Source organism: Brevibacillus antibioticus (assembly GCF_005217615.1).
GTDB lineage: Bacteria > Bacillota > Bacilli > Brevibacillales > Brevibacillaceae > Brevibacillus > Brevibacillus antibioticus.
Map to the genome: position 1 here is coordinate 5,365,637 of NZ_SZNK01000001.1, position 25,402 is coordinate 5,391,038.

Annotated in this window: 15 protein-coding genes; 11 read left to right on the plus strand and 4 right to left on the minus strand. The window is 43.1% G+C overall.

Annotation, left to right across the window (positions count from 1 at the left end; translation table 11 throughout):
* The first annotated feature begins 5 nt into the window (after positions 1-5).
* The 7 genes from E8L90_RS25965 to E8L90_RS25995 all read left to right on the plus strand — a co-directional run bounded on the left by E8L90_RS25965 (position 6) and on the right by E8L90_RS25995 (position 9,677).
* Entirely contained in the window at positions 6-839 is an 834-nt protein-coding gene (locus E8L90_RS25965; RefSeq protein ID WP_137032008.1) for a flagellar hook-basal body protein, read from the plus strand.
* A gap of 35 nt (positions 840-874) precedes the next feature.
* The gene (locus E8L90_RS25970) at positions 875-1,129 is read left to right on the plus strand and encodes a DNA-directed RNA polymerase subunit beta (protein ID WP_137032010.1); all 255 of its coding nucleotides are present in this window, start codon (positions 875-877) and stop codon (positions 1,127-1,129) included.
* Positions 1,130-1,259: 130 nt separating this feature from the next.
* Complete coding sequence (locus E8L90_RS25975) at positions 1,260-1,781, plus strand: CDP-alcohol phosphatidyltransferase family protein (RefSeq protein ID WP_137032012.1); 522 nt, start codon at positions 1,260-1,262, stop codon at positions 1,779-1,781.
* Positions 1,782-1,957: 176 nt separating this feature from the next.
* Positions 1,958-2,416, plus strand: coding sequence for a 3-hydroxyacyl-ACP dehydratase FabZ (gene fabZ / locus E8L90_RS25980; protein WP_137033611.1), 459 nt, complete (start codon positions 1,958-1,960; stop codon positions 2,414-2,416).
* A gap of 145 nt (positions 2,417-2,561) precedes the next feature.
* Positions 2,562-3,299 (plus strand): WecB/TagA/CpsF family glycosyltransferase, encoded by a 738-nt coding sequence (locus tag E8L90_RS25985; protein ID WP_137032014.1) that lies wholly within the window; start codon positions 2,562-2,564, stop codon positions 3,297-3,299.
* A gap of 27 nt (positions 3,300-3,326) precedes the next feature.
* Positions 3,327-4,427 carry a glycosyltransferase family 4 protein gene (locus E8L90_RS25990; RefSeq protein ID WP_137032016.1) on the plus strand — a complete coding sequence of 367 codons (1,101 nt, stop codon included), beginning with the start codon at positions 3,327-3,329 and terminating at the stop codon, positions 4,425-4,427.
* Positions 4,428-4,574: 147 nt separating this feature from the next.
* Positions 4,575-9,677, plus strand: a complete 5,103-nt coding sequence (locus tag E8L90_RS25995) for an Ig-like domain-containing protein (RefSeq protein WP_137032018.1) — start codon at positions 4,575-4,577, stop codon at positions 9,675-9,677.
* 76 nt (positions 9,678-9,753) lie between these two features.
* On the opposite strand, the gene E8L90_RS26000 is transcribed toward E8L90_RS25995, so the two are convergent.
* On the minus strand, positions 9,754-10,413 hold the full coding sequence (locus tag E8L90_RS26000) for a YigZ family protein (RefSeq protein WP_137032020.1): 660 nt from the start codon (positions 10,411-10,413) through the stop codon (positions 9,754-9,756).
* Positions 10,414-10,685: 272 nt separating this feature from the next.
* On the opposite strand from E8L90_RS26000, the gene E8L90_RS26005 reads away from it, so the two are divergent.
* The 4 genes from E8L90_RS26005 (at position 10,686) to E8L90_RS26020 (ending at position 20,311) form a co-directional block, all read left to right on the plus strand.
* Positions 10,686-11,894 (plus strand): TolC family protein, encoded by a 1,209-nt coding sequence (locus E8L90_RS26005; protein WP_137032022.1) that lies wholly within the window; start codon positions 10,686-10,688, stop codon positions 11,892-11,894.
* Positions 11,895-12,345: 451 nt separating this feature from the next.
* Positions 12,346-15,528, plus strand: coding sequence for an S-layer homology domain-containing protein (locus tag E8L90_RS26010; protein WP_137033613.1), 3,183 nt, complete (start codon positions 12,346-12,348; stop codon positions 15,526-15,528).
* 118 nt (positions 15,529-15,646) lie between these two features.
* Positions 15,647-19,102, plus strand: coding sequence for a hypothetical protein (locus tag E8L90_RS26015; protein ID WP_137032024.1), 3,456 nt, complete (start codon positions 15,647-15,649; stop codon positions 19,100-19,102).
* Positions 19,103-19,873: 771 nt separating this feature from the next.
* Positions 19,874-20,311 carry a hypothetical protein gene (locus E8L90_RS26020; protein ID WP_137032025.1) on the plus strand — a complete coding sequence of 146 codons (438 nt, stop codon included), beginning with the start codon at positions 19,874-19,876 and terminating at the stop codon, positions 20,309-20,311.
* A 416-nt stretch (positions 20,312-20,727) separates the two neighbouring features.
* Here E8L90_RS26020 and E8L90_RS26025 read toward each other — a convergent pair whose 3' ends face one another.
* From E8L90_RS26025 to E8L90_RS26035, 3 genes are all read right to left on the minus strand, one after another.
* Positions 20,728-21,534 (minus strand): hypothetical protein, encoded by an 807-nt coding sequence (locus E8L90_RS26025; protein ID WP_137032027.1) that lies wholly within the window; start codon positions 21,532-21,534, stop codon positions 20,728-20,730.
* Between the two features lie 54 nt (positions 21,535-21,588).
* Complete coding sequence (locus E8L90_RS26030; RefSeq protein WP_137033614.1) at positions 21,589-22,452, minus strand: tyrosine-type recombinase/integrase; 864 nt, start codon at positions 22,450-22,452, stop codon at positions 21,589-21,591.
* Between the two features lie 331 nt (positions 22,453-22,783).
* Positions 22,784-24,598, minus strand: coding sequence for an Ig-like domain-containing domain (locus E8L90_RS26035; protein ID WP_137032029.1), 1,815 nt, complete (start codon positions 24,596-24,598; stop codon positions 22,784-22,786).
* Between the last annotated feature and the right edge of the window lie 804 nt (positions 24,599-25,402).

The window sequence follows — 25,402 nt, forward strand, 5'->3', positions numbered from 1 at the left end:
GAAAGATGCAGTCGCTTAATATTTCTACATCAGCTATGCGCGGTATTCAGCAAGCGTTGGACAATACAGCCAACAACCTGTCGAACATTGATACGATTGGGTACAAGCGCAGGGTAGCATCGTTTTCCGAGCTTCTCACAGACTCAATGAATGAGCAGCCGGCAGCGGATAACAAAAATCGTAATTCACCAGTGGGGATAAGAATCGGTAGCGGAGCGCATCTTGCCATGACCAAGCTGGATCTCGGTCAAGGCAGTCTCAAGCAGACAGATGTGCCAACAGATGTCGCGATTGAAGGAGATGGCTATTTTTTGGTCACTCGTAAAATCAAAGATGCGAATAACGTCACCGTGGATGAAGAAAGTCGCTTTACGCGTAATGGCTCCTTTAAGCTCAGTTTTGATCAGGATGAGAATGGATACGTATTGCACACCAGTTCAGGTCATATATTGACAGATGATAGTGGTACGAATATCGTATTCCCGGAGCCAGTAAAAAACATCTCGATTTCTCCTGATGGTGCTTTTTCTGCGGATGGAATGCCAGCACCTGTAAAAATTGGTGTATGGAATGTAGAGAACCCTGATCAACTAAAGCAAGTCGGTGAGAATCTGTTTGATGCCGAATTGGCTTTCCGGGCAGGACCGCAAAGTAAATACACCAGTGCATATGATAATGGTGTAACCTTGCTCCAAGGTGCTCTCGAATCATCCAACGTTAGCATGACAGAGGAAATGTCCCAACTGGTGAACATTCAGCGTGCGTATCAATTGAACTCACGTGCAGTCGGCATCAGTGATCAAATGATGGGCATTGCTAACCAACTGAGAAGCAGATAACCCCATATCATTTCAGCATGACGGAGGAGAGGAGCATGGAACAAGGGAAGAACAAACGTTTCCCGCGTCAGACCGAAGAGGTTAAGTCAAAAGGAAAAGAGCGGGAACGGAGCGGCAAAAATTGGCGGCTGAGAGTTGCCAAAATGGTGCTGGTCCCACTCCTGCTGTTTTTCTCGCTGGTCATTGGTCTGATGATCGGATACGGAGGGGTTGGCAAGAAGCCAATGTCTGACGTATTCGATCTGGGAACCTACAAACATATGTGGGATTTAATGTTTGAAGATACGTAGAAACGAAGCTGGACAAGCCCGAACCTCTGGTTGGGGCTTCTATTTTTTCGAGGACTTGTTGTTGTGTTTGTCCACAGAGTATAATAGATCGAGTGGTTGAAAAAGGAAGTGACGAATTGAATACGGAGGGATGTCCGTGAATCTTCCTAATTTGCTTACGATCTTTCGCATCGTGCTCATCCCTTTGTACCTGTATGTCTTTTTTTCGGAGTTCCCGTATCATGTTGAAATTGCTTTAGGCATTTTGATTTTGGCGGGAGTGACCGATATTGCAGACGGGTACATCGCGCGGAAGCATAAGCTTGTGACCACCATCGGAATGATGTTAGATCCTCTGGCAGATAAATTAATGATGCTGGCGGTCATCGCCTCATTATTTTTGACGGATCGAATCAGTGTATGGGCCGCCCTGTTTTTCTTTGTGCGCGATCTGGCAATGATAGTAACAGGAGCTGTTTATCATTTCCGTGGCAAAAAAACTGTCCCGGCAAATGCCTACGGCAAGCTGACAACCGTTCTTTTGTATCTTGTCATTCCGCTCGTTATGTATCGCTATGAGTACAGTGAAGCGATACTTTGGTCGGTTATAGCGTTCTCATTTATTGCGAGCGCGATTTATCTGGCAAAGGCTCGACTATTGAACCGCATGTAAGGGTTCCTGCACGTTGAAAAAGAGCACTTCCCGCTTGTTTAGAGAGGAAGTGCCCCTTTTATCTTAACCCCGCTTGTCCGTTCAACTGGGGCGGGAGTTATGTATATTGTTTCGTTGGTCAAAGGGTATTCATGCATAGACAAGTCTAGATAAGTATGGAAATGGAGCGATACATAGTGGAAATAAAAGCACCTTTGGACATTATGCAAATTCAGGAAATCATCCCGCACCGTTACCCGTTTTTGTTGGTAGACAGAATTGAAGAGCTGGAGCTGGGAAAAAAAGCGGTTGGAATTAAAAATGTCACGATCAATGAACCGTTTTTCCAAGGCCATTTTCCTGGTTATCCAGTCATGCCTGGTGTCCTTATTGTGGAAGCATTGGCGCAGGTTGGAGCCGTAGCGATGCTCAGCATGGAGGAACATCAAGGAAAAATCGGACTGTTTGCAGGTATTGATGAATTCCGTTTCAAAGATCAGGTGAAGCCGGGAGATACACTGGTACTTGAGGTTGAGCTTACTCGTGTGCGTGGTACCGTCGGCAAAGGGCATGGAAAAGCATTGGTAAATGGGAAAGTAGTAGCAGAGGGTGGATTGATGTTTGCCCTGACAGCAGGAAATAAGGCACATTCATGATCATCTTGAATGTGCCTTTCTTTTCGGGTAGAATGGCTAATGGGCAACTCCATGCATTGAATAGGTAATTTAAAAAGTCATCTTTTGATCACGAAGTAAGTTATGAATGCTGATGATTTAATAACAAGCACTTGAAGGTGAAGAAATGACCAGACAGGTCGCAACCATATTAGATGTGCCATTTACGACTCGCGGTTTTCGTGAGACTGTCGATCATATAACAGAGCGCATACAAAGCGGTCAAAAGACCCACGTGGTGACTGCCAACCCCGAAATCGTCATGGTAGCGAGAGAAAATCGCGCTTTCCGTTCTATTGTAGAACAAGCCTATGTCGTTCCAGATGGAATTGGAATCGTGTACGCAGCCAAATGGACGAATCAGCCGATATATGAGCGCGTTACCGGTGTGGAGCTTCTGGAGGCGCTCATGGCGAAAGCCGATCAACATGAGTGGGGCGTGTATTTACTCGGCGCCAAGCCGGATGTTATTCATTTGGCAAAAGACAAACTAAGTACTCGTTATCCGAACGCCCGAATCGTCGGATGTCGGGATGGTTATTTTCGACCAGAGGAAGAAACGCAAATTGTACAAGAAATTGCAGAAGCGAAACCGCAGCTCCTGTTCGTCGCACTGGGTGCGCCCAGACAAGATGAATGGATGGCGAAGTATCGTGATCAGTTAAATGCCTCCCTGATGATGGGGGTAGGCGGAAGCTTTGACGTCATTTCCGGGAAAGTAAAGCGCGCTCCCGAGATTTGGCAAAAATTGCATTTGGAATGGTTTTATCGACTTGCTTCCGAGCCTTCTCGCTGGAAGCGTCAACTGGCTATTCCTCGGTTTGTTCTAACCGTACTGAAAGAAAAATGGAGTAGCCGTTCCTAGATGCATTCGTAGAGAGGAGAACAGTCGATGTCTACACTAATCCTCGGATTTTTGACTTCGCTGATCATAGCGTTTATTGTAACACCGTATGTAAAAAGCCTGGCTGTAAAAGTAGGAGCAGTAGATGCCCCGAATCAGCGCAAGGTACACACGCGAATTATGCCACGTATGGGTGGCTTGGCTATTTATATCGGTTATCTGGTGGCGTTCTTCCTATTTGTCCCGTATACAAGCATATCGGAAATGCTAGGGATTTTTATCGGAAGCACGATCGTTATGGTGGTCGGCATGCTCGATGACAAATACCAGCTCTCGCCAAAATGGAAGCTGCTCGGACAGTTAGTCGCAACAGTGATTGTCGTCATTCCATTTGGCTTGAAGATCGGCGTCGTGAATCTGCCCTATAGCGGAAGCATTGATTTTAGCAGTGGCTGGCTTGTCTGGCTCGCGATTCCGATCACGATGTTTTGGATTGTCGGTGTAACCAACGCAGTGAACCTGATTGACGGTCTCGATGGCTTGTCGGCAGGTGTGTCAGCAATTGCTGCAGGGACAATGGGTGTCATGGCCTTGTTGATGGATGATTACAAGGTATCGGCCTACTGTTTCGTGCTCCTTGGAGCGATCCTGGGCTTTCTCTACTTTAACTTTCATCCGGCTCGTCTGTTCATGGGCGACACCGGTTCGCTTTTCTTGGGCTTCAACCTGGCTGCACTATCCATCATGGGCTTTAAAGAAGCGTTGTTCGTTTCCTTTATCATTCCAATCGTCGTGCTGGGTGTACCGCTCTGGGATACGTTCTTCGCCATCGTGCGCAGGATCGTGAACAAAAAGCCGATTTCGAGCCCAGACAAAGGGCATTTGCATCACTGTTTGCTGAACATGGGTCTGTCGCACCGCTCGACTGTACTCACGATTTACTCGATCAGCATTTTCTTTGGGACGATGGCGATTCTGCTGACGAAGACGACGAAGTGGACTACGATTATCGTTATGGTCGCGCTACTGATTGTCATCCATCTCGGAACGGAGATTGTTGGACTTGTAAGTCGCCGTCACCGTCCATTGATCAATGCGTATCGACGGATCAAAATTAAACAGACCGAGCAACAGCGTCGGACGAATTAGCTGCAAGCCCTGCATCAATTGATGCGGGGCTTTTTCTTGCTACTTTTCCAGCTATCGACAGATAATACTTAACTTTTCGTGATGGCTTTCCGATAAAAGAAAAGACGGATAAAGTGTTTTACATATTTTTAAGAAGAGGTGAAATGAGTGTCTAGAGGCAAAGACAGAAAAACATCATGGATTTCGGCAGTCCTGTCCTTTTTATTATTAGTAACGACGCTTCTGCCGATGGGGGCGGGAGTTGCTCAAGCTGCAGGAGGCGGAATTTCCTTTACTGGCATCAGTGACAAGACAACAGCGACGAGTCCGCACATCTCCTATACACCAAAAATTACCATCCAAGGGACCTACAATGGGATTGCCGGGGAAGATTTACGCTACCGGGTAGCTACATTGAACGGTACCGAACCGAATGATACGAGCAGTATCAAACCGTACATTGATTCTGTAATGAGAACTTTTACCTTTAGAGATATTGAACTCACTCCAGGGGTAAACCAGATTAAGTTCGAAATCAAGAGCGGAGATTCTACGACGTATTTGCCAGTCATTTATGTACAGTACAACAATACACCTTTGTTCTCCAACTTGAAGTTGAATTCTGTCATGTTTGAAACAGATCCGACGATTGTAGAAGTTACAACCTCATCGAAGCGTCAACTAACCTTGGCCCTTTCTGGTAAGGCAATGAATGCAGACAATGTGGTTGTTACGAACCAGACCACAGGTCAAAACTTTAGTGACTCGACTAGCAATTCTGGTTCATTCTCTATCGAAGTAGATGCTCAGATTGGCTTGAACAAGCTGGATATTCGTGCATTTAGCAAAAATAGAGAAGTTGGGTTGATTAACCGCAGTGTGTTGGTACTCCCTAAAAGCAATTCTCAGGGAGGCGCGGATCAATTTTATAATGTAACGATAAATGCAGGCACAGAAACACCAATCATCAAAGTCCCGCCAGCGAAAAATGAATTGATTCAAGCAGGGGCGGCGGGTACCGATTTTCCAATTAGTGGGGAACTGCTCGTTAAGTTGCAAAACGGAGTGAGTGTTCTGAATGGTGCTTTGCAAGACACGACACCTCCTGATGCTCCAAAGGTGGATCGTGTGTACAATACCACGACGGATATCACTGGTTTTGCAGAAGCTCAAAGCACAGTGAAAGTGAGCAAAGGAACCACTGAAGTAACCGCTACTGCGGATGCGGCCGGAGCTTTTAAAGTAGCGTTTGCTAAGCAATCAGAAGATGTAGAGCTACAAGTCACGGCAACAGATGCCGCTGGAAACGTCAGTAAAGTAACTTATGTCAAAGTGGAAAAAGATCGTTCTGCACCGGATAAACCGATTGTGAATCCGATCAGTGAGAAAACAACGAGTGTCACAGGAACAGCAGAGCCTGGTTCCACTATTACGGTTAAAAACGGAACTACTCAATTGGCTACGGTTAAAACGGATGCAAACTCGAAGTTCTCGGTTACAATAGGTTCCCAGCCGATTGATGCAGAAATTACAGTAACCGCAACAGATGAGACTGGTAATGAAAGCGCGGCAACAATTGTAAAGGTTACAGACTCAGGTGACGCTAACGGAAATGATACGACACCACCAGATGCTCCTGTCGTAAATGCTCTTGATGATAAGGCAGCAACTGTAACAGGGACAACAGAAGATGGAGCAGAAGTCTTTGTTGCCAAGAACGGTAGTGTAGTGAGAAGCGCGGTGGCAAGCGGTACTGCCTTCACAGTGGATACCGGAGGTTTTTCTGCTGGAGATGTTTTGACTGTTTATGCAAGAGACAAGAAAGGAAACCAAGGTCCAGCTACGACAGTGAAAGTAACGTCGTCAGATAAAACTAAACCAACTGTTCCTACTGTTAATCCGATTATGAATACAGATACGAAAGTGACGGGGACAGCAGAGGCAGGCTCTTTGGTCATTGTAAAAAAGGGAGCTACTGAACTGGGGTCTGCTAATGCAACGACGGGAGGCACCTATTCGGTACCAATTCCCCGCCAGAAGTTCGGGGACGTTCTTTCTATAACGGCAACTAATAGAGTGGGGAATGTAAGTGATGTAGTAACGAAAAAAGTTGATTCAGACAAGCAACAAGGCATGTCACTTACCTTGGATGATTTAGCGACCAATCAACCAGTAGATGTAACGGCTACAAATGTAGTGGCTACTGAAGTTACAAATGTACCGCTCTCGTCCGAATACAAGCTGTATAAAGTGACAGGGAAAATACCCGCAGCCGGACTTAATACAGGCAAGACCTACGAAATGAAATTGAAGTATTCAACAGTGATCAAAAGTACCGACCCTTCCATCCCAGATCTGATCTCGGAAGCGGTTGTTGGGAACCACGCTTACCAATTCATTTATAAAAGCTCATCAGATCCTCGTTTCGGCAAGGTATTTGATATATCCACTACAACTGCACAACCAGAGATCAGAACAGACGGTAGTAAAAACGTAGTGAGTGCTCTCCCGGTAAAGGTAAAAGTAGAAGCGTTTAACATGCCAACCACTACGCCAACTATTGGTGATTTTGAAGTCTACTACAACAATACAAAAAGAGCTGCAAGCACAGATTATTTCATAACAGCTGGTAATAACGAAATAAACATCGAATTCGTGAAATTCCCTGCGAATGAGACGAATGTAAAAGTCGTTTATACGAAGGGAACGCCAACAGATACGAGTGATGACAAGGATATCTCCTTCAAGCTCAGCCCTGAAGTTGTACCATCACTATTGTTCTACTACACCACTTCCAACGTGGAAAAGGTAATCGACAGCACCTTGGAAATTCCTGACCCAAGACCATCGAATTTTGCGATCGATGGCAACGTTTTTAGAGGGAAGATGTATAACTACAAACTGAATAGCGGCAATATGGTCGTTACCCTGAACAATAGTAAGACAGCGTTACCCTATAGTGTTGGGCCTACAAGCGGTGGTGCAGTACAGTTTACTATCGATAAAAGCCAGTTTACGAGTGGTTCTGCATGGAATCTGAACCAGGGTAACAACACGTTGGTTTTTGAACTGAAAGATGAACCAAATGTAAAGTTCACCTACAACATTTTCTACAACACAGAAAAAACGCCAAAGATTCAAAATGTAAAAATGAAAGTAGTTCAAGGCAAAGATAACGATGTAGAGCTGGAGAAAAAGTCTACAGATAAAGCGTTCCAAACCTCCGCGTACTTCCTGCGTCAATTTACATTTGATGTTGAGAATGTACAACAAGATGCGGTTGTGACGATCAGAAAAGATGGTAACGTCATTGCGAAGTACAAGATGACAGATGATTCGGGGGACTGGGACTTCCTGGACAACGACTCCGATTATCGCAAAGCTCGTGATGCAGCAATTAAAGGAAACACTTCTGACTTGGGTACCATTTTTGATGATAGTACGTTCTCTAGAGGTAGAGATACATCGAATACATTCAAGTTCAATGCAGAAATGGGCTCGAGAGATTATGGTGAAGAGCTGATTGGAGAACTGGATGGAGATATGGGATTGTCGGCTGATGATCTGGAAAGCAGATTAAAGCTATTCCCATTGACGCTCTCCAAAGGTACCTCCACGAACTACGAAATTGAAGTGACACAAGGATCGATCGTTACTCGTCAAACCGTGTCGATCAACCAAGAAACGCAAGCATGGACAGTAGTTTCTCCGAAGAAACTGGCTAATGCCCAATACATTACCGTGAACTCCAACTCTGTTCCATTGCGAATTTTTGCCGAAAAAGCAACGAAGGTCTTAATCGGTAAAACAGAAGCAGTAGCGTACAATACAAAAGATCCTGATTTTGAATATGATGAAGATACAGGCAAGCTTGTACCAGAATCATATTACGTGTTCGAAACCAATGTAGCGTTGAAGCCAGGTTTGAACACGATTAAGTACACGGTTCAATTTGGTGCAAACAGTTACAAAGACGAAGTGAAGATTTACAACACAAACTCCGCAGTCGGTGGTGCGGAAAGCAGAGAAGTACTTGGTAAAAAATTAGCCTTTAGCCTGTTTGACAAATCGTTTGAGCTGAAGTTCCCGAAAGGAACTATACTGCTGGCACCATCTGATAATCGTACTGGCTCAGGGATTAATGCACCAGCGACAGATATTTTTACAGACGTTCCGCTTTATTTCGGAATGGCAGATCGTACAAATGGTCGAGTCAATCTGGATGACGATGAGCTCAGAGAGGACATGGAAGATTTGTTGAGCCTTTCCTCTGATTTCAACTACGCAAGTCCGCTCTACTTTGTGGATGCAGGTAACTCTGTGCCTGGAGCAGGAGATGGCGATGAAGAACGCGCACCAGGTGGGCGTGATCCATACTTTGAAGGTACTGTCAACAATGCTGAAATGGAGCCATTCATTAAGCGTTGGAAGAACAATCTGGTTCCAAGCAAAGTAGGTACCGTTACGATCAAGTACGATGGCTCCATCGTAAATGCAGCCAACAATATTTTGACAGTCTTCTACAACAACGGGGATGAGTGGATCAACCTGGGTGGGGTAGTTAACACGTCCAAAAAGACTGTAACAGTACCATTCGAAGGATTCGGTTATTACATGGTCATGAAAACACGTGAAACGTTCTCCGATGTCATCACGCATCCATTTGCGCGTGACGCTATTGAGACGCTTTACGCAAAAGGAATTATGGCCGATGCACCAGGTAGTGGATTCGGTACAGAGTTGAAAATCACTCGTGGTGAGTTTGCGACCATGATTGTGAAAGCACTCGACCTGCCAATCAACGATGGTCCGTACACAGACAGTAGACAAAACCACCCAGCAGAGCCTACCTTTACTGATGTACGACCTAGTGATGATGATTGGAATTACCAGTACAAGTACATTGAAACAGCGGCGCGTGCTGGTATTATCCGCGGAAAAGATCCGCGTGCTTTCTATCCAGATGATTCGCTTACGCGTGAAGAAGCTGCGATTATCGTCGCTCGTGCAATGAACTTAAAGCTTAGCACTCCGGAAGCAGCGGCAATCGCGCTTGGCAAGATGTATACAGATGGCCAACTGACCGGGCACTATGCAACACCAGCTGTATTGGCTGTATCCAAAGCCAAAATTATGAACGGTGAGGCAAACGATCCATCGGCTAAGAAGCCAACGTTTAGATTTGTACCAAGAGGAGACCTCACTCGTGCTGAAATGGCGATGATCACGATTCGCATCATGGTCCAACTCAAAAAGCTGCCTAAGCAGTAAGCCGAGATATTTCGTCATATATAATAGAAGAAAAGCTGAAGAGGTCATCGCCTCTTCAGCTTTTTTCATTGAAAAATTACTCTTCTTCCACATCTCCAACCGCGTCTACAGGAACCTCCACATATTCCTTCTCCCCCAGCGTGATCTGAGCTTGTCCATTCGTCAAATCAACCATCCGCGCGACAAACTCATTCTGTTCACCCTCAGGGATTAGCACATGTGCCGTGACCTTATCTGTAAAATCCGTACCACTCACGCGATGTTCGCCTAGACGCAGTTCGTTCTCAACCTTGCCCCACCACGTATAGTCCACGCTGACAGAGATCGTCTGATGCAACGTGTGCACCACGATCTTTGCAGCCTTCAATGCAGTGACCGTTCCAGCTGTATAAGCCCGAACGAGTCCGCCAGCCCCCAGCTTGATTCCGCCGAAATAGCGAGTGACGACCACGACCGTATCCTTCACGCCGTTTTTCTTGATGCATTCCAGGATCGGCTTGCCTGCCGTACCGCTAGGCTCCCCATCATCACTCGAGCGCTGAATCTGGTCGTTTTCACCGATGACAAAAGCGGAACAGTTATGGGTAGCGTCCCAGTGCTTCTTTTTGATCATCGCGATAAATGCAGTCGCTTCTTCCTCAGTGGTAACCCGCTGGGCATATCCGATAAAACGGGAGCGCTCAATGACGATATAGTCCTCACCGTAGCCAGCGATGGTTTTGTATTGGGTAAGCATCGTACTATCACCTCAAGAAAAGGATAGCATGCCAAAGAAATGTTGGCGAATACTGAAATGTTTTTGACACATAATCGTAGTACTCTATGTGGTGCATGTGGAATAAAAAAGGAAAGGGAGGAGCTACTTATGATTCCCTTATGAAAATGCTGGTATGGCATAATTTTGCGTGTGAGAAGGATAACTCTGTGATATAGTGATCTTGGGACAAACCACATATTTAATGTGGTTAATAATTTTATGCTCAATATAAAATAAAGGAGTGGAGTTCAGTGAATTTTCCATATTCGAAAAAGAAATGGATGTCTATCAGTTTGGCGGCATTATTAACAACAGCACTTGGCGCAGGAACCTTGACAGCATCTGCGAATACAGGCTCCGATCAAGCAAAGGCACCTACCACTGTACAAGCATCTACCGATAAAGTAGCGGCTGAGACAGCCAAAGATAATACGACAACGCCTGATACTGCCGCAGCAGATGAGTTGACGTTGGATAAAGCGATTGAACAAGCTTTGAAAACCAACGTCACATTGCAAAATGCTCGTTTGGATGCGAAAAATGCAGATATTAGCAACTCAATGACCTATAGAAGCACGGCACAAATAACAGCAGACATGCTGGAATCCTTGAGCGATGCACAGGGAAAGTATGTGAGCAGCGCCACAAGTGAAATGACCAGGAAGCTGAATGCCCTCGCTGTTAAGTCTACAGAAGGAAAAATCAAGATGGGCGCACAAGATGTCTATTACAAACTGATTTTTGCTCAAGATGACGTGAACCTGAAAAAACAAAGCTTGGCCCGTGCTGAAGCACAACTGAAAGTAGCCAAGGCTGCATTTGGTGTAGGAACGAACGCGAAGACAGACGTCCTTGAAGCAGAAATGGGCGTAGCTGGTGCAAAGGCTGATTTGACGAACGCGGAAAATAGCCTGGAAATTGCCATGATGAATCTGAATGATTTCCTTGGCGTTGATCTGCAAAAAGAATGGAAAATCGTTTCTGCCAATAAGAAAATGGCTCCAATCTCGATCACCCTGAAAGATGCCGAGAAGGAGGCCCTCTCTAAACGTTTGGAGATTACAAAAGAAGAGGAAGAACTCAAGCTGGCAGAATTGAATGTGAAGCTGATCACCGAGTATACTGCGGCTTCCACACTTGCTGGTCAAAAAGCTCGCAACAACGTTGAGAAATCGAAGCTTGCCATTGAAGAAGCAAAACGTACCGTTTCGAAAGACATTACGCAGGCTTACCTCAATCTAAATACAGCTCGCGAGGCGATTGACTTCCAAAAAGCAGCAAAGGACTCTGCTGCTGAGAGCTATCGTTTGAAAAATTTGCGTTATGAAAATGGACTCGCGACGACATTGGAAGTCATTCAATCGGAAGAAGCACTTTCTACTCGTGAGAATGCGTACCAAAAAGCTGTCCTGTCTTACAACTTGGCTGTCGTAAACTTTGAAAATGCATTAGGAAATTAACCTAATTCAAGCAAGATTTATGAGGTTTTGAACCAAATTGGAAAAAGGTTCAGTCGTGACAGTCCGCCATATGTCCCCTATAATACGGATAGTGGCGGATGTCACTTCGTACATAATGGACAGGTGAATAACGAACCACGAAAAAAACTTTAAATTTTTTTCGAAGGCGCCGCAACTTTTGATTCGCTCAGGCGTTTAATAGGATGTCACACGAAAAACGGGGAATTGTGTAAAAAAGATTCACGAATTCTAGCAGTTGTGTTACACTAGTGATTGTTGCATTTTACACAATACTGAATATACTAGAGATTTTTAACACAAAAAGCGAGGCTTTCCTGCGAAAGGAGGTGACACGCGCTTGCAGGATTCGGGCTTTAAAAAGAAAGATAGATTAACAACAAATATTCCCCAAGAACAATTTGTTTATACTAGAGGAGGAGAACACAAGGTTATGAAAAAGGTCGTTAACAGTGTATTAGCTAGTGCACTCGCACTTACTGTTGCTCCAATGGCTTTCGCAGCAGAAGAAGCAGCAACTACAACTACAGCTCCTAAAATGGACGCTGATATGGAAAAAACCGTAAAACGCTTGGAAGCTCTTGGCCTGGTATCAGGTTATGGCAACGGCGAATACGGTGTAGACAAAACTATCACTCGTGCAGAGTTCGCTACTCTGGTTGTTCGTGCTCGCGCACTTGAGCAAGGTGCGAAATTGGCACAATTCAACACTACTTTCTCAGATGTAAGATCTACTGATTGGTTTGCTGGTTTCGTAAACGTAGCTTCCGGCCAAGAAATCATTAAAGGTTTCCCGAACAAAACTTTCAAACCACAAGACCAAGTTACTTATGCTCAAGCTGTAACTATGATCGTTCGTGCACTGGGTTATGAGCCATCCGTTAAGGGTGTATGGCCTAACAGCATGATCGCCAAAGCTTCCGAGCTGAACATTGCTAGAAACATCACTACTCCTGACGTTGCAGCAACTCGTGGCGAAATCTTCAAAATGCTCGACAACGCTCTTCGCGTAGACCTGATGGAGCAACTGGAATACGGTACTGACGTCCGTCACCAAACCACGAAAGAAACTCTCTTGACTAAATACCTGAAAGTTACTGTTCGTGACATGGAATGGTCTCAAGATGCTGGCAACGACAGCAATGATCTGCCATTGGTAACTAACGTACCAGCTATCGGTCTGGGCAAAATCAAAGCTAACGAAGTTACTTTGAACGGTAAAGACGCTGGTCTCGGCAACACTACTTACAAAGTAGCTGACGGTATCAACGCTAACGATTTCGCTGGTCAACACGTACAAGTGTGGATCAAAGACAACCGTGAAAAAGTAATCGTTTGGATGGAAGGTTCCACAGACGAAGAAGTTATCATGGACCGCGTAGGCGAGTTCACTTTGAAAGGCAAAACTATTGACGATAAAGATCTAGATGATCTGAAAAATTCTGATCTGTCTGATCTGAAATTGGAGTTGGACGCTAGCGAAAAAAGCTACCGCTTCAACAAAAACACCCAAGTAACTTACAACTTTACTCGATTCAACGATGCAGTTGATGGTTTGAAAGATATCATCAAGGACAACTCTAAAGGTAGCTACACTTTTGGTGCAAAAGTTGTTCTGGACAACAATAACGAGATTGCTTACATCCACGTTATTGACGACCAATCCATTAACAAAGAAGACGAAGGCGTTAAATACGGTTCCGAAGTTATCGCTAAAATCGATGCTGACAATAAGAAAATCACGAACCGTGATAACGACAAGTTTAGCGATCTGGAAGGCAAAGAAGAAGGTAAAGACTTCTTGGTATTCATCAACGGTAAACCATCTAAATTCAGCGATCTGGCAGAAGGCATGGTTTACAGCGTATACTACGCTGATGGCGACGAAGACAAACTGCTGGTATTCGCTACTAATACCCCAGTAGAAGGTAAAGTAGAAAAAGTTAATACCCGTAACAGCAACGACGTCCGCTTGGTTATTGAAGGCAAACCATACCGCATTTACGAAGGTGTTACTTTCTCCGATGACGGTAACAAAGATGTTCAAGACATCGACAAAGATCACTGGGATCTGGTTGACAGCTTGGACGACGAAACAGTAAAACTGTACCTGGATGCTTCTGGTCGTGTTCGTCACATCGAAACTAAGGATGCTATCGACGATCGCAAACAAAAAGCAATCATCACTCGTGGAGTTATTTACGACCCAAGCAAAGATACTTACAACTTCAGAGTGTTGATGCAAAAAGGTAAAGAAAGAAATGTTAGCCTCAAAGCTAAAGACATTTATGACTTCGAGGGCAAAAACTACGGCAGAGACAACATGAACGAAGATGATCTGAAAGACATCTTGGTACCTAGCAAAGGCAAAGACACTTTGCTCGTAGAGGTAACTCTTGATTCAAATGGCGACCCATCCAAAGTTGAAATGCTGAAACCTGTAAAAGTTGAAGCGGAATCCGGCAAAGCTTGGGATGACCTCGCTGATGAAGACGACAATATGGTTGGCGACTACGAAGTTACTGACAAAACAGCTGTCTTCAACATGACTGGTGATTTGGAAGAGAGCAAAACAAAAGGTACTAAAGAACTGAAAAACGCTAAAACTGCGAAGTTCAAAACCGTTGCTGATGAAAACGACCTGTCTGTAATCTACACTATTAACGATAAAGACGAAGTAGAAGCAATCTTCGTTATTGATGGTGATGGTTTGGATGGCGACTCTATCTACGGTCAAGTGAACGAATTTGGTCGCGCTGGCGGTAAAGACACCATCAAAGTATGGGTTAAAGATGGCGATAAGGTTGTTGAGAAAGAATACAAATTGAATGGCGATAATGACGATCTGAAAGACAGAGGTATTAATCGTCACGACTTCATCGCATTCACATTGGATTCCAACGAAGAAGTTGTTGTTAACGATGTAGTTGAAGTAGTTAACATCAAGCCTAAAGAAAAGATGCTGGCAGAAGTAACTGACGAAAAAGGCATGAAAGAAGCAAACATCGACAAAATGGTCGTTGGTTTGGTTACTGATGTAAACAAAGACACCATCACTTACAAAGATGCTGACGACAACAAGAAGAAAGCTAGCATCAAATCTGCTACAGCTTACTTCGATCTGTTCGATAAATACGGCAAAGCAGATGGCGTTAGCGATGGCGACTACGTTGTAATGATCGACAGCGCTGACATCTCCGGTACTAAATACGACTTCGTTGTGATCGTTTCCGACGAGAAGACAGTTCGTAAAGAAAAACTGGCAGATGAAGCAGAAGCATTCTTGAAGCAAGAGCCAGCTAAGCCGGATCCAGGTAATGATAAGTGGGATGCTCTTCCATCCAGCTTCAAAGGTACAGCAGTAGACTCCCTTGGTCTGCTCCAAGTAGTTGTTGAACTGAACAAAGACTTCTCTCGTTCCGATGTTAAAGACTTCGCTCTCTACATCGAAGGCAAAAAAGTAGACAAATCTACTTATGAGATGATCGAAGAAGGTAACGGTTGGAAAGTTCAATACTACATTCAAGACGATTCTAAACCAACTAAAGGCGAAGTCAAAGTGACTAACGCTAAAGGTGAGACCGATACAGCTTCTGTTAAATTCGAAGAAGCTTAAGAGCAACACTTTTATCAAAGAAGTATAGTATTGGGAGCATAGAGGGGGGATATCCCCTCTATGTTCTAAATGCCCTATAAAAATAGAACTTCCTATCAAACTTACGGAGGGGTAGTACGTGAATAAAAAAGTAGTCCTTTCAGTTCTCTCGACTGCAGTAGTAGCTAGCATGGCAGCTTCCGCTTTTGCAGCACCTAAAGCGGGTGTTTACATGGGTGGAAACGTCAAAAAATTCTATTCTACTGATGTAGTATTGAACATGACCAAAGAAGCAAGAAAATCTTTCTTGGCTAATGTTCGCCTTGCTGGACCAAAAGCGGTTGTACAAGTTGACAACCAAGGCCGCGGTGCTTTCCTTCAAGAGATTCTTGATCTAGGTCGCAAAAAAGCTTATGAAGATAAACTGCTAAAAGAAGATTTCATTGACCTGTATGATGTAGTAACCCTCGATGGTACTACTTCCGGTACAGAAGATGCAAAATCTAAAGTTGACCCAGCTCCTACAGGTGACCTGAAAGTTGAATCTGTAAGTGCTATTAACCTGAAGCAAGTAGACGTGGTGTTCAATAAAGAAGTGGAAACTGCTTCCGCAACTAACATTGCAAACTACCTCGAAAACCTTGTGCCAATTTCACAAGGTGTAGCGAAAGCTGAGCTACAAGCTGATGGTAAAACCGTTCGTATCACATATTCTGTAGCTAAGAAGCAACAAGAAAAATTGACGCTGACAGTTAAAAACGTTCTTGATAAGAACGGAAACAAAGTTGCTGACACTGCAAAAGAACTCTTCTTTACCGATATTGCGTTCCCAACTATTAAGAACGTAACGATTTTCGGTAACAAAAAGATTGTTGTTGAGTTCAGTGAACCAGTAGATCCCAAAACTGTTTCACCTGCAGCATTCAAGCTGAACAACTTGGATCTGTCTGCTTTTGGATTCACAGGACAGAACTGGGATGATCAAGAACCTCCAGCAAAGGATACTGTCCTTGAACTGAACTTTGGCGTTGCCCTGCCTGCAGGATCGCACAACTTAACTATTAAAGGTGCAACAATTAAAGACCATGCTGGCTTCTTTGTAGATGAAGTAACAAAACCAGTTTCTGTTGTTAATGATACAACTGGTCCTGTTTTTGTGAACGCTACAGCTGTTAACCTCAACACATTGGATGTTACTTTCGATGAAGCAGTTAACAGGCCTGGCAAAGAACATATCTCTATTAACGGAACAAACCAAAGAGACTTCCCTACTAAAATTGACTACAAACCAGGTACAAACGATAGAAAGACAATACGTATCTCTAGAGATAACCTGTTGTCTAAAGGCGCTAACTTAATCACGATTGCAAAAGAACAAGTTACTGACCTTTATGGTAACAAATCCGCTACAGAGTTCCGCTTTACTGTAGATGGAGCTATTGATCTTGTTAAGCCAGAAGTTAAGGCCATCACTGCTTCGAATGACAAAACTATTAAAGTAGTATTTAATGAGGCTATGGGTCAGAGCGTAACGAATACTGCTAACTACACCATCAGAGATGCTGCTGGAAACAAAGTTGGTACTATTTATAATGTTACAGCTCAAGGCGAAGCATACACTTACAACATCAATCTTTCTACTGCATTACCAGGTGGAACCTACGTTGTTGAAGTTGCAAATGTAATGGATGCTTCTGGAAACGTTATTAACACAGTATCTAAGTCCTTTAATGTTGTTGATACTACTGCTCCAGAAAAACCAACTGCTGTACTCTATGATTATGCTCAAAAAATTATTAAAGTTAGCTTTAACGAACCAATGGATCGCGCAAGCATTTCCAACAAAGCTAACTATCAATTGAAAGTTGATGGCGGTAGCTATGAAGCATTGCCACCTGAAGCGACGCTTGTAGCAGCTGATGATAATAAGTCTGTTACAATCGATTTACCAAACCTTTCTAAATACGATGCTTTGGATGGCGCTAACGATGAGATCCGAGTTGCACAAGTGAAAGACGTTGCTGGTAACTTCACAACTGGCATCGTAGATTATGTTCAAATCGGTGCATCAAATACATTGACACCAAAATATTTGCGTGCAACAGCAACCAACGATACTACAATCACTGTTGAGTACGATAAGCCACTATCTTTCATTGAAGCAAATGACTTCATGTACAATGGTACAAATGCTACTACAGGTATCTTGCAAAACGTGAAAGTTTGGAACAAAGATAAGAATGCAGAGATTGATGGTGCTAAAGTAATTCTTACTTTCCCAACAGGTACCGTAGATAGTGCTGTAGCTAATAACCTTATAACGGAAGCGCAAGGTGGAATTGGTACGAAAGATCCGCTGGGTAACAAAATCCCAAGTGACACGTACAAATCTCTGGAAGATAAGTTTGCTCCAACATTTACAAATGACAAAGTAGTTGCTGTAAATGCTACAACAATTGAAATTACTTTCTCTGAAAACCTTGCAACAGGTTACTCTGCACTCTACAAGAATGACTTTGTAATTACTAACGGTGGATCCAATGTAGGAATTAAATCCTCTACTGCCACTGAAAAAGTAATCAGACTTACACTCGACCGTGCTCTTGATACAGCTCAAGAAACTGTGTTGACACCTAAATCATCTAACTTGAATGTACAAGATATTCCAGGTAACACCTTCGTTCCTAACGCGGCTAACCTTGGTGGCGCAGTCATAAAATTGACTGGAGTTGCTGAACAAGCTGCTGTAGACGCTGTTGTAGCTGCTATGTCCGGTTCGAAAGATGCTCTTCTTTCAGCTTTGAAAGCAAATGCAAACACTCTCAAATTGACAATCGTTGAGACTAACATCGATGCTTACAAAGAAGCTTTGGTTGGTAAAACGAACGCAACAGATATTCAGAATGCAATTAAAGAAGTAAATGAATCTGCAGCTGTAGTTGCGAAGGTTGTAGAAAAAATTAATGCACTCCCTGCAGTAGACAAGTTGACTCTTGACAATAAAGTTGAAGTAAACGAGGCAAAAGCAGCATATGATAAACTTGATGCAAAACAACAAGGTTCTATTACAAAAGCAATAGTTGATAAACTGGATGCTGCTGTTGCACAGATCAAAAAGTTGGAAGGTGATGCTGGTTCTGCTGATGCAATTAAAAAAGTAGTTGATGCAGTAAACGCTCTTCCTGCAAAAGCTGATCTTACTTTGGATCACAAACAAGCGGTAGCTAACGCTGAAGCTGATTACAAAGCTTTAAAACCAGCTCAACAAGATTCTATTCCAGCAGGTGTTGTTAGAAAGTTGGATGAGTCTGTAAAACAAATTAAAGCACTTGAGCTTGAAGCTGAGCTTGCAGCCTCTAAAAATGCATTGAATGAAGAAATTACTGCTGCAAATGAGCTTCACACTAATGCAGTCGAAGGAACAGATCCAGGAAACTACCCTGTTGGTAGCAAAGATACCTTGAAAGCTGCAATCGACACTGCTAAATCGGTACATGATAAAGCAACTGCAACAAAACTTGAATTAGATGATGCAAAAACATCTCTTACTGAAGCTGTCGCTGCATTTAAAGCTGCTGTAGTGAAAGCTCCTTAATAAAATTACGAAACGTTACTTCATAAACTCAATTGAGTGAAAGAAGTGGAGGACTTCCCTCAGACTTGGCATAACGCCTTGTCTGAGGATTTCCTCTAACTACCTTGTAGAATAGATTGGTGCAACTCCAATCCATGAGAACAGCCTATGACTCATGTGCCTAATCCTCCTGCACGGAAAGCAGTCCTATACCAACTGCTCCCGTGAAGTCAGGTGAAGTCGTACTTGCTGAGAGGCAAGGCGGGGCTCCTTAAAAGTTGACTATGGTCAGGCGACGAATCCATGGTGACCCAATACGAGATAGCTGTTGCCAGGTAGTGAAGCGCTAGGGGTTTGACAACAGTCGATGTACGCGAGATCGTACAGACGAAACAGGAACAATTCAGGCTGTTAAACCTGTTTTTCTCGGATTGTATAGTGGGGACCTAAGGTCAGCAAAACAAGGGATAGACAAGGTGGAACGTTTGAAGTCTTATCAGAAGAGGTGGGTTAGCACCAGTGAGGCTGATAAGATGGCAGCGGGTTCGTAGTAGTGTGGATGGCTTGCCGTTTGTACCCGTAGTGGCAACACAGGCGGGGAGGAGAAAACTGGCCGGAGCGAAGGAACCCAGTCAGCGGATAAGAAGGATACGAGAACTTACAATGGGCGTTGTAGTTTCTCAAATCTACAAATGAACGAGATATCCAAAAAGGATTGCAGAGAGATCATGTCTGCAGTCCTTTTTTACGTTTAGCGAGATTGTCTGGAATGCGAAGGAAGTAGTAAAAGGTATGGCACCGACCGGCGGTTCAGAAGAGACGAATCAGTTAGAGATTTTAACAGGTGCAAATAAAGACGGAAGGATTAAGGTTGTATTTGATGATGGTCAGACTCAAAAAGACATTATTCAAACGGTGAACATGAATGACAATACTACAACGGTCTTCTACAAGCTGTTGGATGCGATTAATCAAGAATTGAGATTTGATTATCATATTACAGGAAGTGGTATGACTATTTATATTAATGAACCAACACAAGAGGCAGACAAAGATATTACCATTACGTTAGAAGATCTTGACGCGACGGGTGTCACTGGAGTAGGTTCGGAATGGAGAAAGGGCGTTACTCGTACGGGCGGAGTAGCTGAGGTAAATAAACTTGAAATTACTGAGGCTGGTTCTGGCTCGAAGGATTTGAGTGTTAACTTACCGATGGAAACTATTTGAATGAGACGGTACGGTTCCCCTACAAGGTACAGAAACACCTTCTGACATAGCAGACAAAATTGCGTCTGCTTTTCAAGCAATCAACAATGGAAAAGGGATATTCCGTCAGAATATCGCGGTTTCTGGAGCGAAAGTAACATTTACGTCTACGAAAACAGTAGCAGACCAAAATATAACAACTACAGTAACGAGTAATTAGTTTTCAATCAGAAGGTTTTAAATCCATACTTCTTCGAAAGAGTCTGCCTCTCAGAGCCAGGCTCTTTCTCTCGTTAACACATTCAGAATGGGCCAAAATCTCCGATGTACTGTAGGTCCAATGCCTCTATCCAAGCGATTCGCTATGCGTGTATGATATAACAATAAAAAGCCTCCAAATCCCGTAGTAAATCACAGGGACTAGAAGGCTATTTGACTTACACTTTACCAATTAACGTACTGATCTCTCTCTCATACCCATATCGCTTAAAAAACTCAATCAATGCCACAGCAAAAATATCTCTCTGACTAATATTTTTTTCCTTACTGTATTCACGGACCATTTGATCGAGTGTATTTGTCATATGAACGGATTTCGTAACGAAGACTCCAGGCACTGCATATCGAGGAACTTTCCCTGATTCCGAGCCAGGGACGATCAGATCGATTAGACGGCCTCTGTTACGCTCCAAAAGTTCGAGTAGGGAAAGATATTGATCCATCTGGTTAGAGCCCATGAGACCAATTCTAGACGCTCCAAAAGGCTCCTCTAATTCTTCCAGCGGGTTTTCATCCGATGATATTGCTTCGTAATGTTGCATTTCCTTATCGGTTAGTTTCCCGTATTCCTTCACATAGTTCTTCGTATCAGAACACCATTTGTATCCTTTTGCCTTCATATATGTTGCCAGCTCCCGATGATCCTGAAAGCCCATACGCTTGGCAATCGTCTTCGCATCTGCTCCTTCTTCCTGAAAGAGCGAGAGAATCGTCGACTCCATTGAAGACTTCATTAAATCCTTACTTGGGTCCCACTTCTCAGTACTTGTATGTATAGGTACATAGGCTTGTTTATAACGATCCCACATAAAGTTCTTACGACGCATGTATATATCTAACGTCTTGTAATTCTTATGTCCCAGTTCCTTTGCTAACTCATCCCGCGTTTTTCCTTCAACCATGCCTCGCAATATCTCATTGACACGCTCATCATAGATGGGTTTTTTCTCTGTACGTATATCCACTCTCTACACTCCTATATCTCTCTTTTAAAGTGTTTGGATTTTTTATACTCTCACCTACAAATGGCTGATCGCATCTCGTAGCTGATCTAAATTGGTGTGAGTATAAATACTGGTTACGTTCAAAGATGAATGTCCTAGAAGCTTTTGTATTTGAACCAGATTAACATCCTTTTTAACTAACTGACTTGCAAAGCTGTGGCGGAGGATATGCGCCGTCACTTTCTTGCTCCAGCCTAATCGTTTGACTGCTTCTGTAATTTCACGATTCACGTAAACCGGAGAAAGCTTACCCGTTTTTTTTGTACAAAAAAAACGATTGGAATTAGTATCAGGTCGATGATGAAGTACGTACTCCTTCAACACCGGTAGTAAACGAGGGGAGATGGGAATAAACCGATCCTTGTTTCCCTTACCCGCCACTACATGAATTACTTGTTGATCCCATTTCACTTCATCGACTTTCAGGTTTAGACACTCTGAAATTCGCATACCAGTCATGTAAAGAACCATGACGACGAGTCTAATGAGTGGGTGATCAATTTCATTAACCAACTCGTCTACCTCTGCTTCTTCCAAATATGTTCTTTCTTTTTGCTGAACCTTAATTTTCTCAACTGACAATGCAATATTCCGGGGAACCCATTCTTTTTTCTGTGCATAAGCAAAGAATGAACGGAAAGTATGAAGGTTACGTTGTCTGCTGGCAGGAGCATAGGCACGTTCTGTTTTAAGATAAAGAAGAAAATCTTCGATATCCGTTACCAATACTTCGTCGATGTATGGTTCGCAGTTGTATTTGCTTTCCAGGAAACGGGTGAAGTATGACAAATCCTTTTTATAACCCGTAATCGTTTGTTCACTCCGGCCAATTGAAGATAGGTATTGCAAGAAAATATTTATTGCTTGAGTTAAGACCATTTGTCTCAAAACACCACCATGAATGCCAGTGTACGCAAGTAATAAGAGTACCTGTAAGGTAAGGGCAATACTTTAAGTATAACCGTTTTTTGGATATTCAAATACAATAAAACAAAGTGTTATGTCATTGGAAATATTATAAGTTTTCAGTTACATGCAGCCAAAAATGAATGGGGCTAGCGCATGACTGCGTTAGCCTCTTCCAACATTTGCAACGGATTACAAATATTTTTAAGGCGGTCAAAAAAAGACCCCGTACACATTTCTGCGTATGGGGTGCTTTTTCTACTTCCTTTGCTCTTATTATAGAGCTTGTGAAGTAATGTTTCGATTACTTAGTAACAACGATGTTAGCTGGAACGGACAAAACGTTTCCTGCAGTATCTTTCACATCGATCGAAGTCAATGCCTTCAGAGAGATACCTTTAGCGAGTTTGTTGTCTTCACCAACTGATGCAATTGTTACTTTAGCAGTGTTGGTAGCTTTTGCATCAACAGCAACTTTTACATTCTCAGCTGTTGCTTGAGATTTACCTTCAATCAATACTTCGAAATCATCCTCTGTACCATCCGCAACTGCTTCAGAGAATGTCAAAGTGATTTCAGTTGTTCCAGTCAAGATAGCAGAAACTACAACTGGTGCAACGTTCTCATTAAGAGATACTGTGTTAATGTGGAATGGCTCCATCACTTTAGTAGAACCAAGAGCTTTCACATCAGAGATGTTGATGTTGCGAGTTCCAGTAAATTCGTTAGAACCAGCTTTCAAGTTCAGTACTGCAACTTGAGTCTTCGCTGTAGCGTCTACTGGCAGCAATGTTACAGATTCAACAACAGCGCCGTCAATTTTGTAGTTAGCTGCATTCGTAGCTGAAGCTCCGTCTACTGCTTGGTCAAAAGTAACGTTTACTTTGTTGTTGTCAGTACCTTGCTTAACATCAGTTACTTTCGCAACTGCACCACTAGCTGGTACACCATCTTTACCGCGAGTGAATGTGGATTTAGCTGGTTCAACAGCTACATCTGTACCGCTAGTTACATTAGCGAAAGTCAGGTCGAGGTTGTAAGTAGCGCCTTCAACATCAGTGTCGACTGCCAAGAAAGCATCCAGGTTTACGCGAACTACTTTCTTGTTAGTTGCATCTTGTTTTACTGGTGTACCAGCTGCAGTAATTTCGTAGGTGATATGGTCTTTAACATAAGAACCTTTACCAGCTACTGTTGCATTATCAGCAACTTTCACATCTTTATCAAATGTCAGTTCCAGATATTGCTTGCTATCAGTAGCATCAACAACTACATTAGAAGAAGCAACTTTTGGTGCAACTGCATCTTTTGTAAATTCTACAACTTTGCTAGTTTCTTTACCAGCTTCACCGCTGAGGTCATGGAATTCAGAAACTACAACAGTTTGAACACCCTCAAGTACACCTTGAGCTGTTACATGATAAAGAGTAGGATCAGTTGTATCCTTCACAATTTTATCGGCAGCAACTACTTCTGTACCGATTTTAATAGCTGGGTTCTTAACGAGTTGCTCGGAGAATTTGACAGTCAAAGTATCTGCACCTGTTTGTGCGATAGCAGAAACGGTTGGAGCTACTCCGTCCAATGCACCTTTAACCATAGTTACAGTTGCAGGGTTTGGAGTGAGCAGGTTGCTCGCAGTGTCTTGCGTACCGATCAATGTCGCAATTACTGTTTTACCAGCTGCGATATTAGAAGTCAAAGTGAAAGTCACTTTGTTAGATGGAGCAGTAAATTCTTTTGTAACGTCAACATCTGCAACAGGAGTACCGTCAGCATATTTGAATGTCACAGTGCCGATTTCTTTAATTGGCTCAGAGAATGTAACAGTGAAAGTGCTAGCGGAATCTTTTACAGTGGAAACGATAGACGGAGCAGTTGTGTCAGCAGCGAATGTTACAACATCATCGTATTTAACGAAAGCAGAGCCATCTTTAGCTTTGATGCCATCGATAACTACGTTGTAACGCTTGGAAACTGCATTTGCTGTAGTTACAGTCAAAGTTTTTCCGTCTTCGCTCAGTTTACCTTTCAATGTACCAGCACCAACAGTATCGTCGATAGCTTTGAGAGTTACTACATTATCAACGAGATCGCCATCTTTGCCATTTTTGAACAAAGATACAGCATCTGCTTCTTTGTTGAATTTAACTTCAACAGTTGTACCGTTAATAGCACTAACCCTTACAATAATTTCTAATTGTTCACCAATTCCAGCAAATCACGTCCTACCAGTATTTTCATAGGGTCCATGTTACCCATCATTTGTAGAAAAAAGGAATATGGATGTAGCTGATTGCTAAGTAATGGAAATCCCCACAATATGGAAGTGTAGTTTTGCCTTGGGAAGTTGATGTTTAAGAAAACTAGCATAATAAATCTGGTAAAAATAAAAAGGACTATTCTATTAGCGAATAGTCCTCTGCATATACAAAAATGTTAAAAATTCCTGTAATTAACGCGAATACAAGCAGTGCCGGAGATGACATTACTGATCAAATCATCCGTATATATAGAAGGAACTGAAAAAATCCATTTGTCCAAGTCAAGGTTCATCAGATCGAAGGTATGGAAGAAAGAGCCTGTCGCGTTCGTGATAGGCTCTTTCCTGTATCAACAAAAAAAGAACCAACTGCACAAGGCAGTTGGCCAAAAAGAAATTCCCCAAGTTATTTGTTTAGACCCTTACATTTTATCAATAATAAACAGCATTGTAAACTTTAACTCATTATGGAAATGTTATACATGGAGTCTTCCGGATCGAGAGCATAAAAATTCTTCTTCATTAAATATGCAACGAAGACACGGTGTACGATCCAAGGTGTTTGCACGGATTAAACAGACTAAGAAACGGTCCTTGAGGCGGGAGTAAACCAGGTTCTCCTTTTTTGCCCCACCATCCATCCTTCCATTCCTTGACATC

Coding starts and splice junctions, on each gene's coding strand:
- E8L90_RS26020 (WP_137032025.1), top strand. CDS start 19,874: ATGGCACCGACCGGCGGTTCAGAAGAGACGAATCAGTTAGAGATTTTA.
- E8L90_RS26000 (WP_137032020.1), bottom strand. CDS start 10,413: ATGCTTACCCAATACAAAACCATCGCTGGCTACGGTGAGGACTATATC.
- E8L90_RS25970 (WP_137032010.1), top strand. CDS start 875: ATGGAACAAGGGAAGAACAAACGTTTCCCGCGTCAGACCGAAGAGGTT.
- E8L90_RS25965 (WP_137032008.1), top strand. CDS start 6: ATGCAGTCGCTTAATATTTCTACATCAGCTATGCGCGGTATTCAGCAA.
- E8L90_RS25985 (WP_137032014.1), top strand. CDS start 2,562: ATGACCAGACAGGTCGCAACCATATTAGATGTGCCATTTACGACTCGC.
- E8L90_RS25975 (WP_137032012.1), top strand. CDS start 1,260: ATGTCCGTGAATCTTCCTAATTTGCTTACGATCTTTCGCATCGTGCTC.
- E8L90_RS25990 (WP_137032016.1), top strand. CDS start 3,327: ATGTCTACACTAATCCTCGGATTTTTGACTTCGCTGATCATAGCGTTT.
- E8L90_RS26010 (WP_137033613.1), top strand. CDS start 12,346: ATGAAAAAGGTCGTTAACAGTGTATTAGCTAGTGCACTCGCACTTACT.
- E8L90_RS26030 (WP_137033614.1), bottom strand. CDS start 22,452: ATGGTCTTAACTCAAGCAATAAATATTTTCTTGCAATACCTATCTTCA.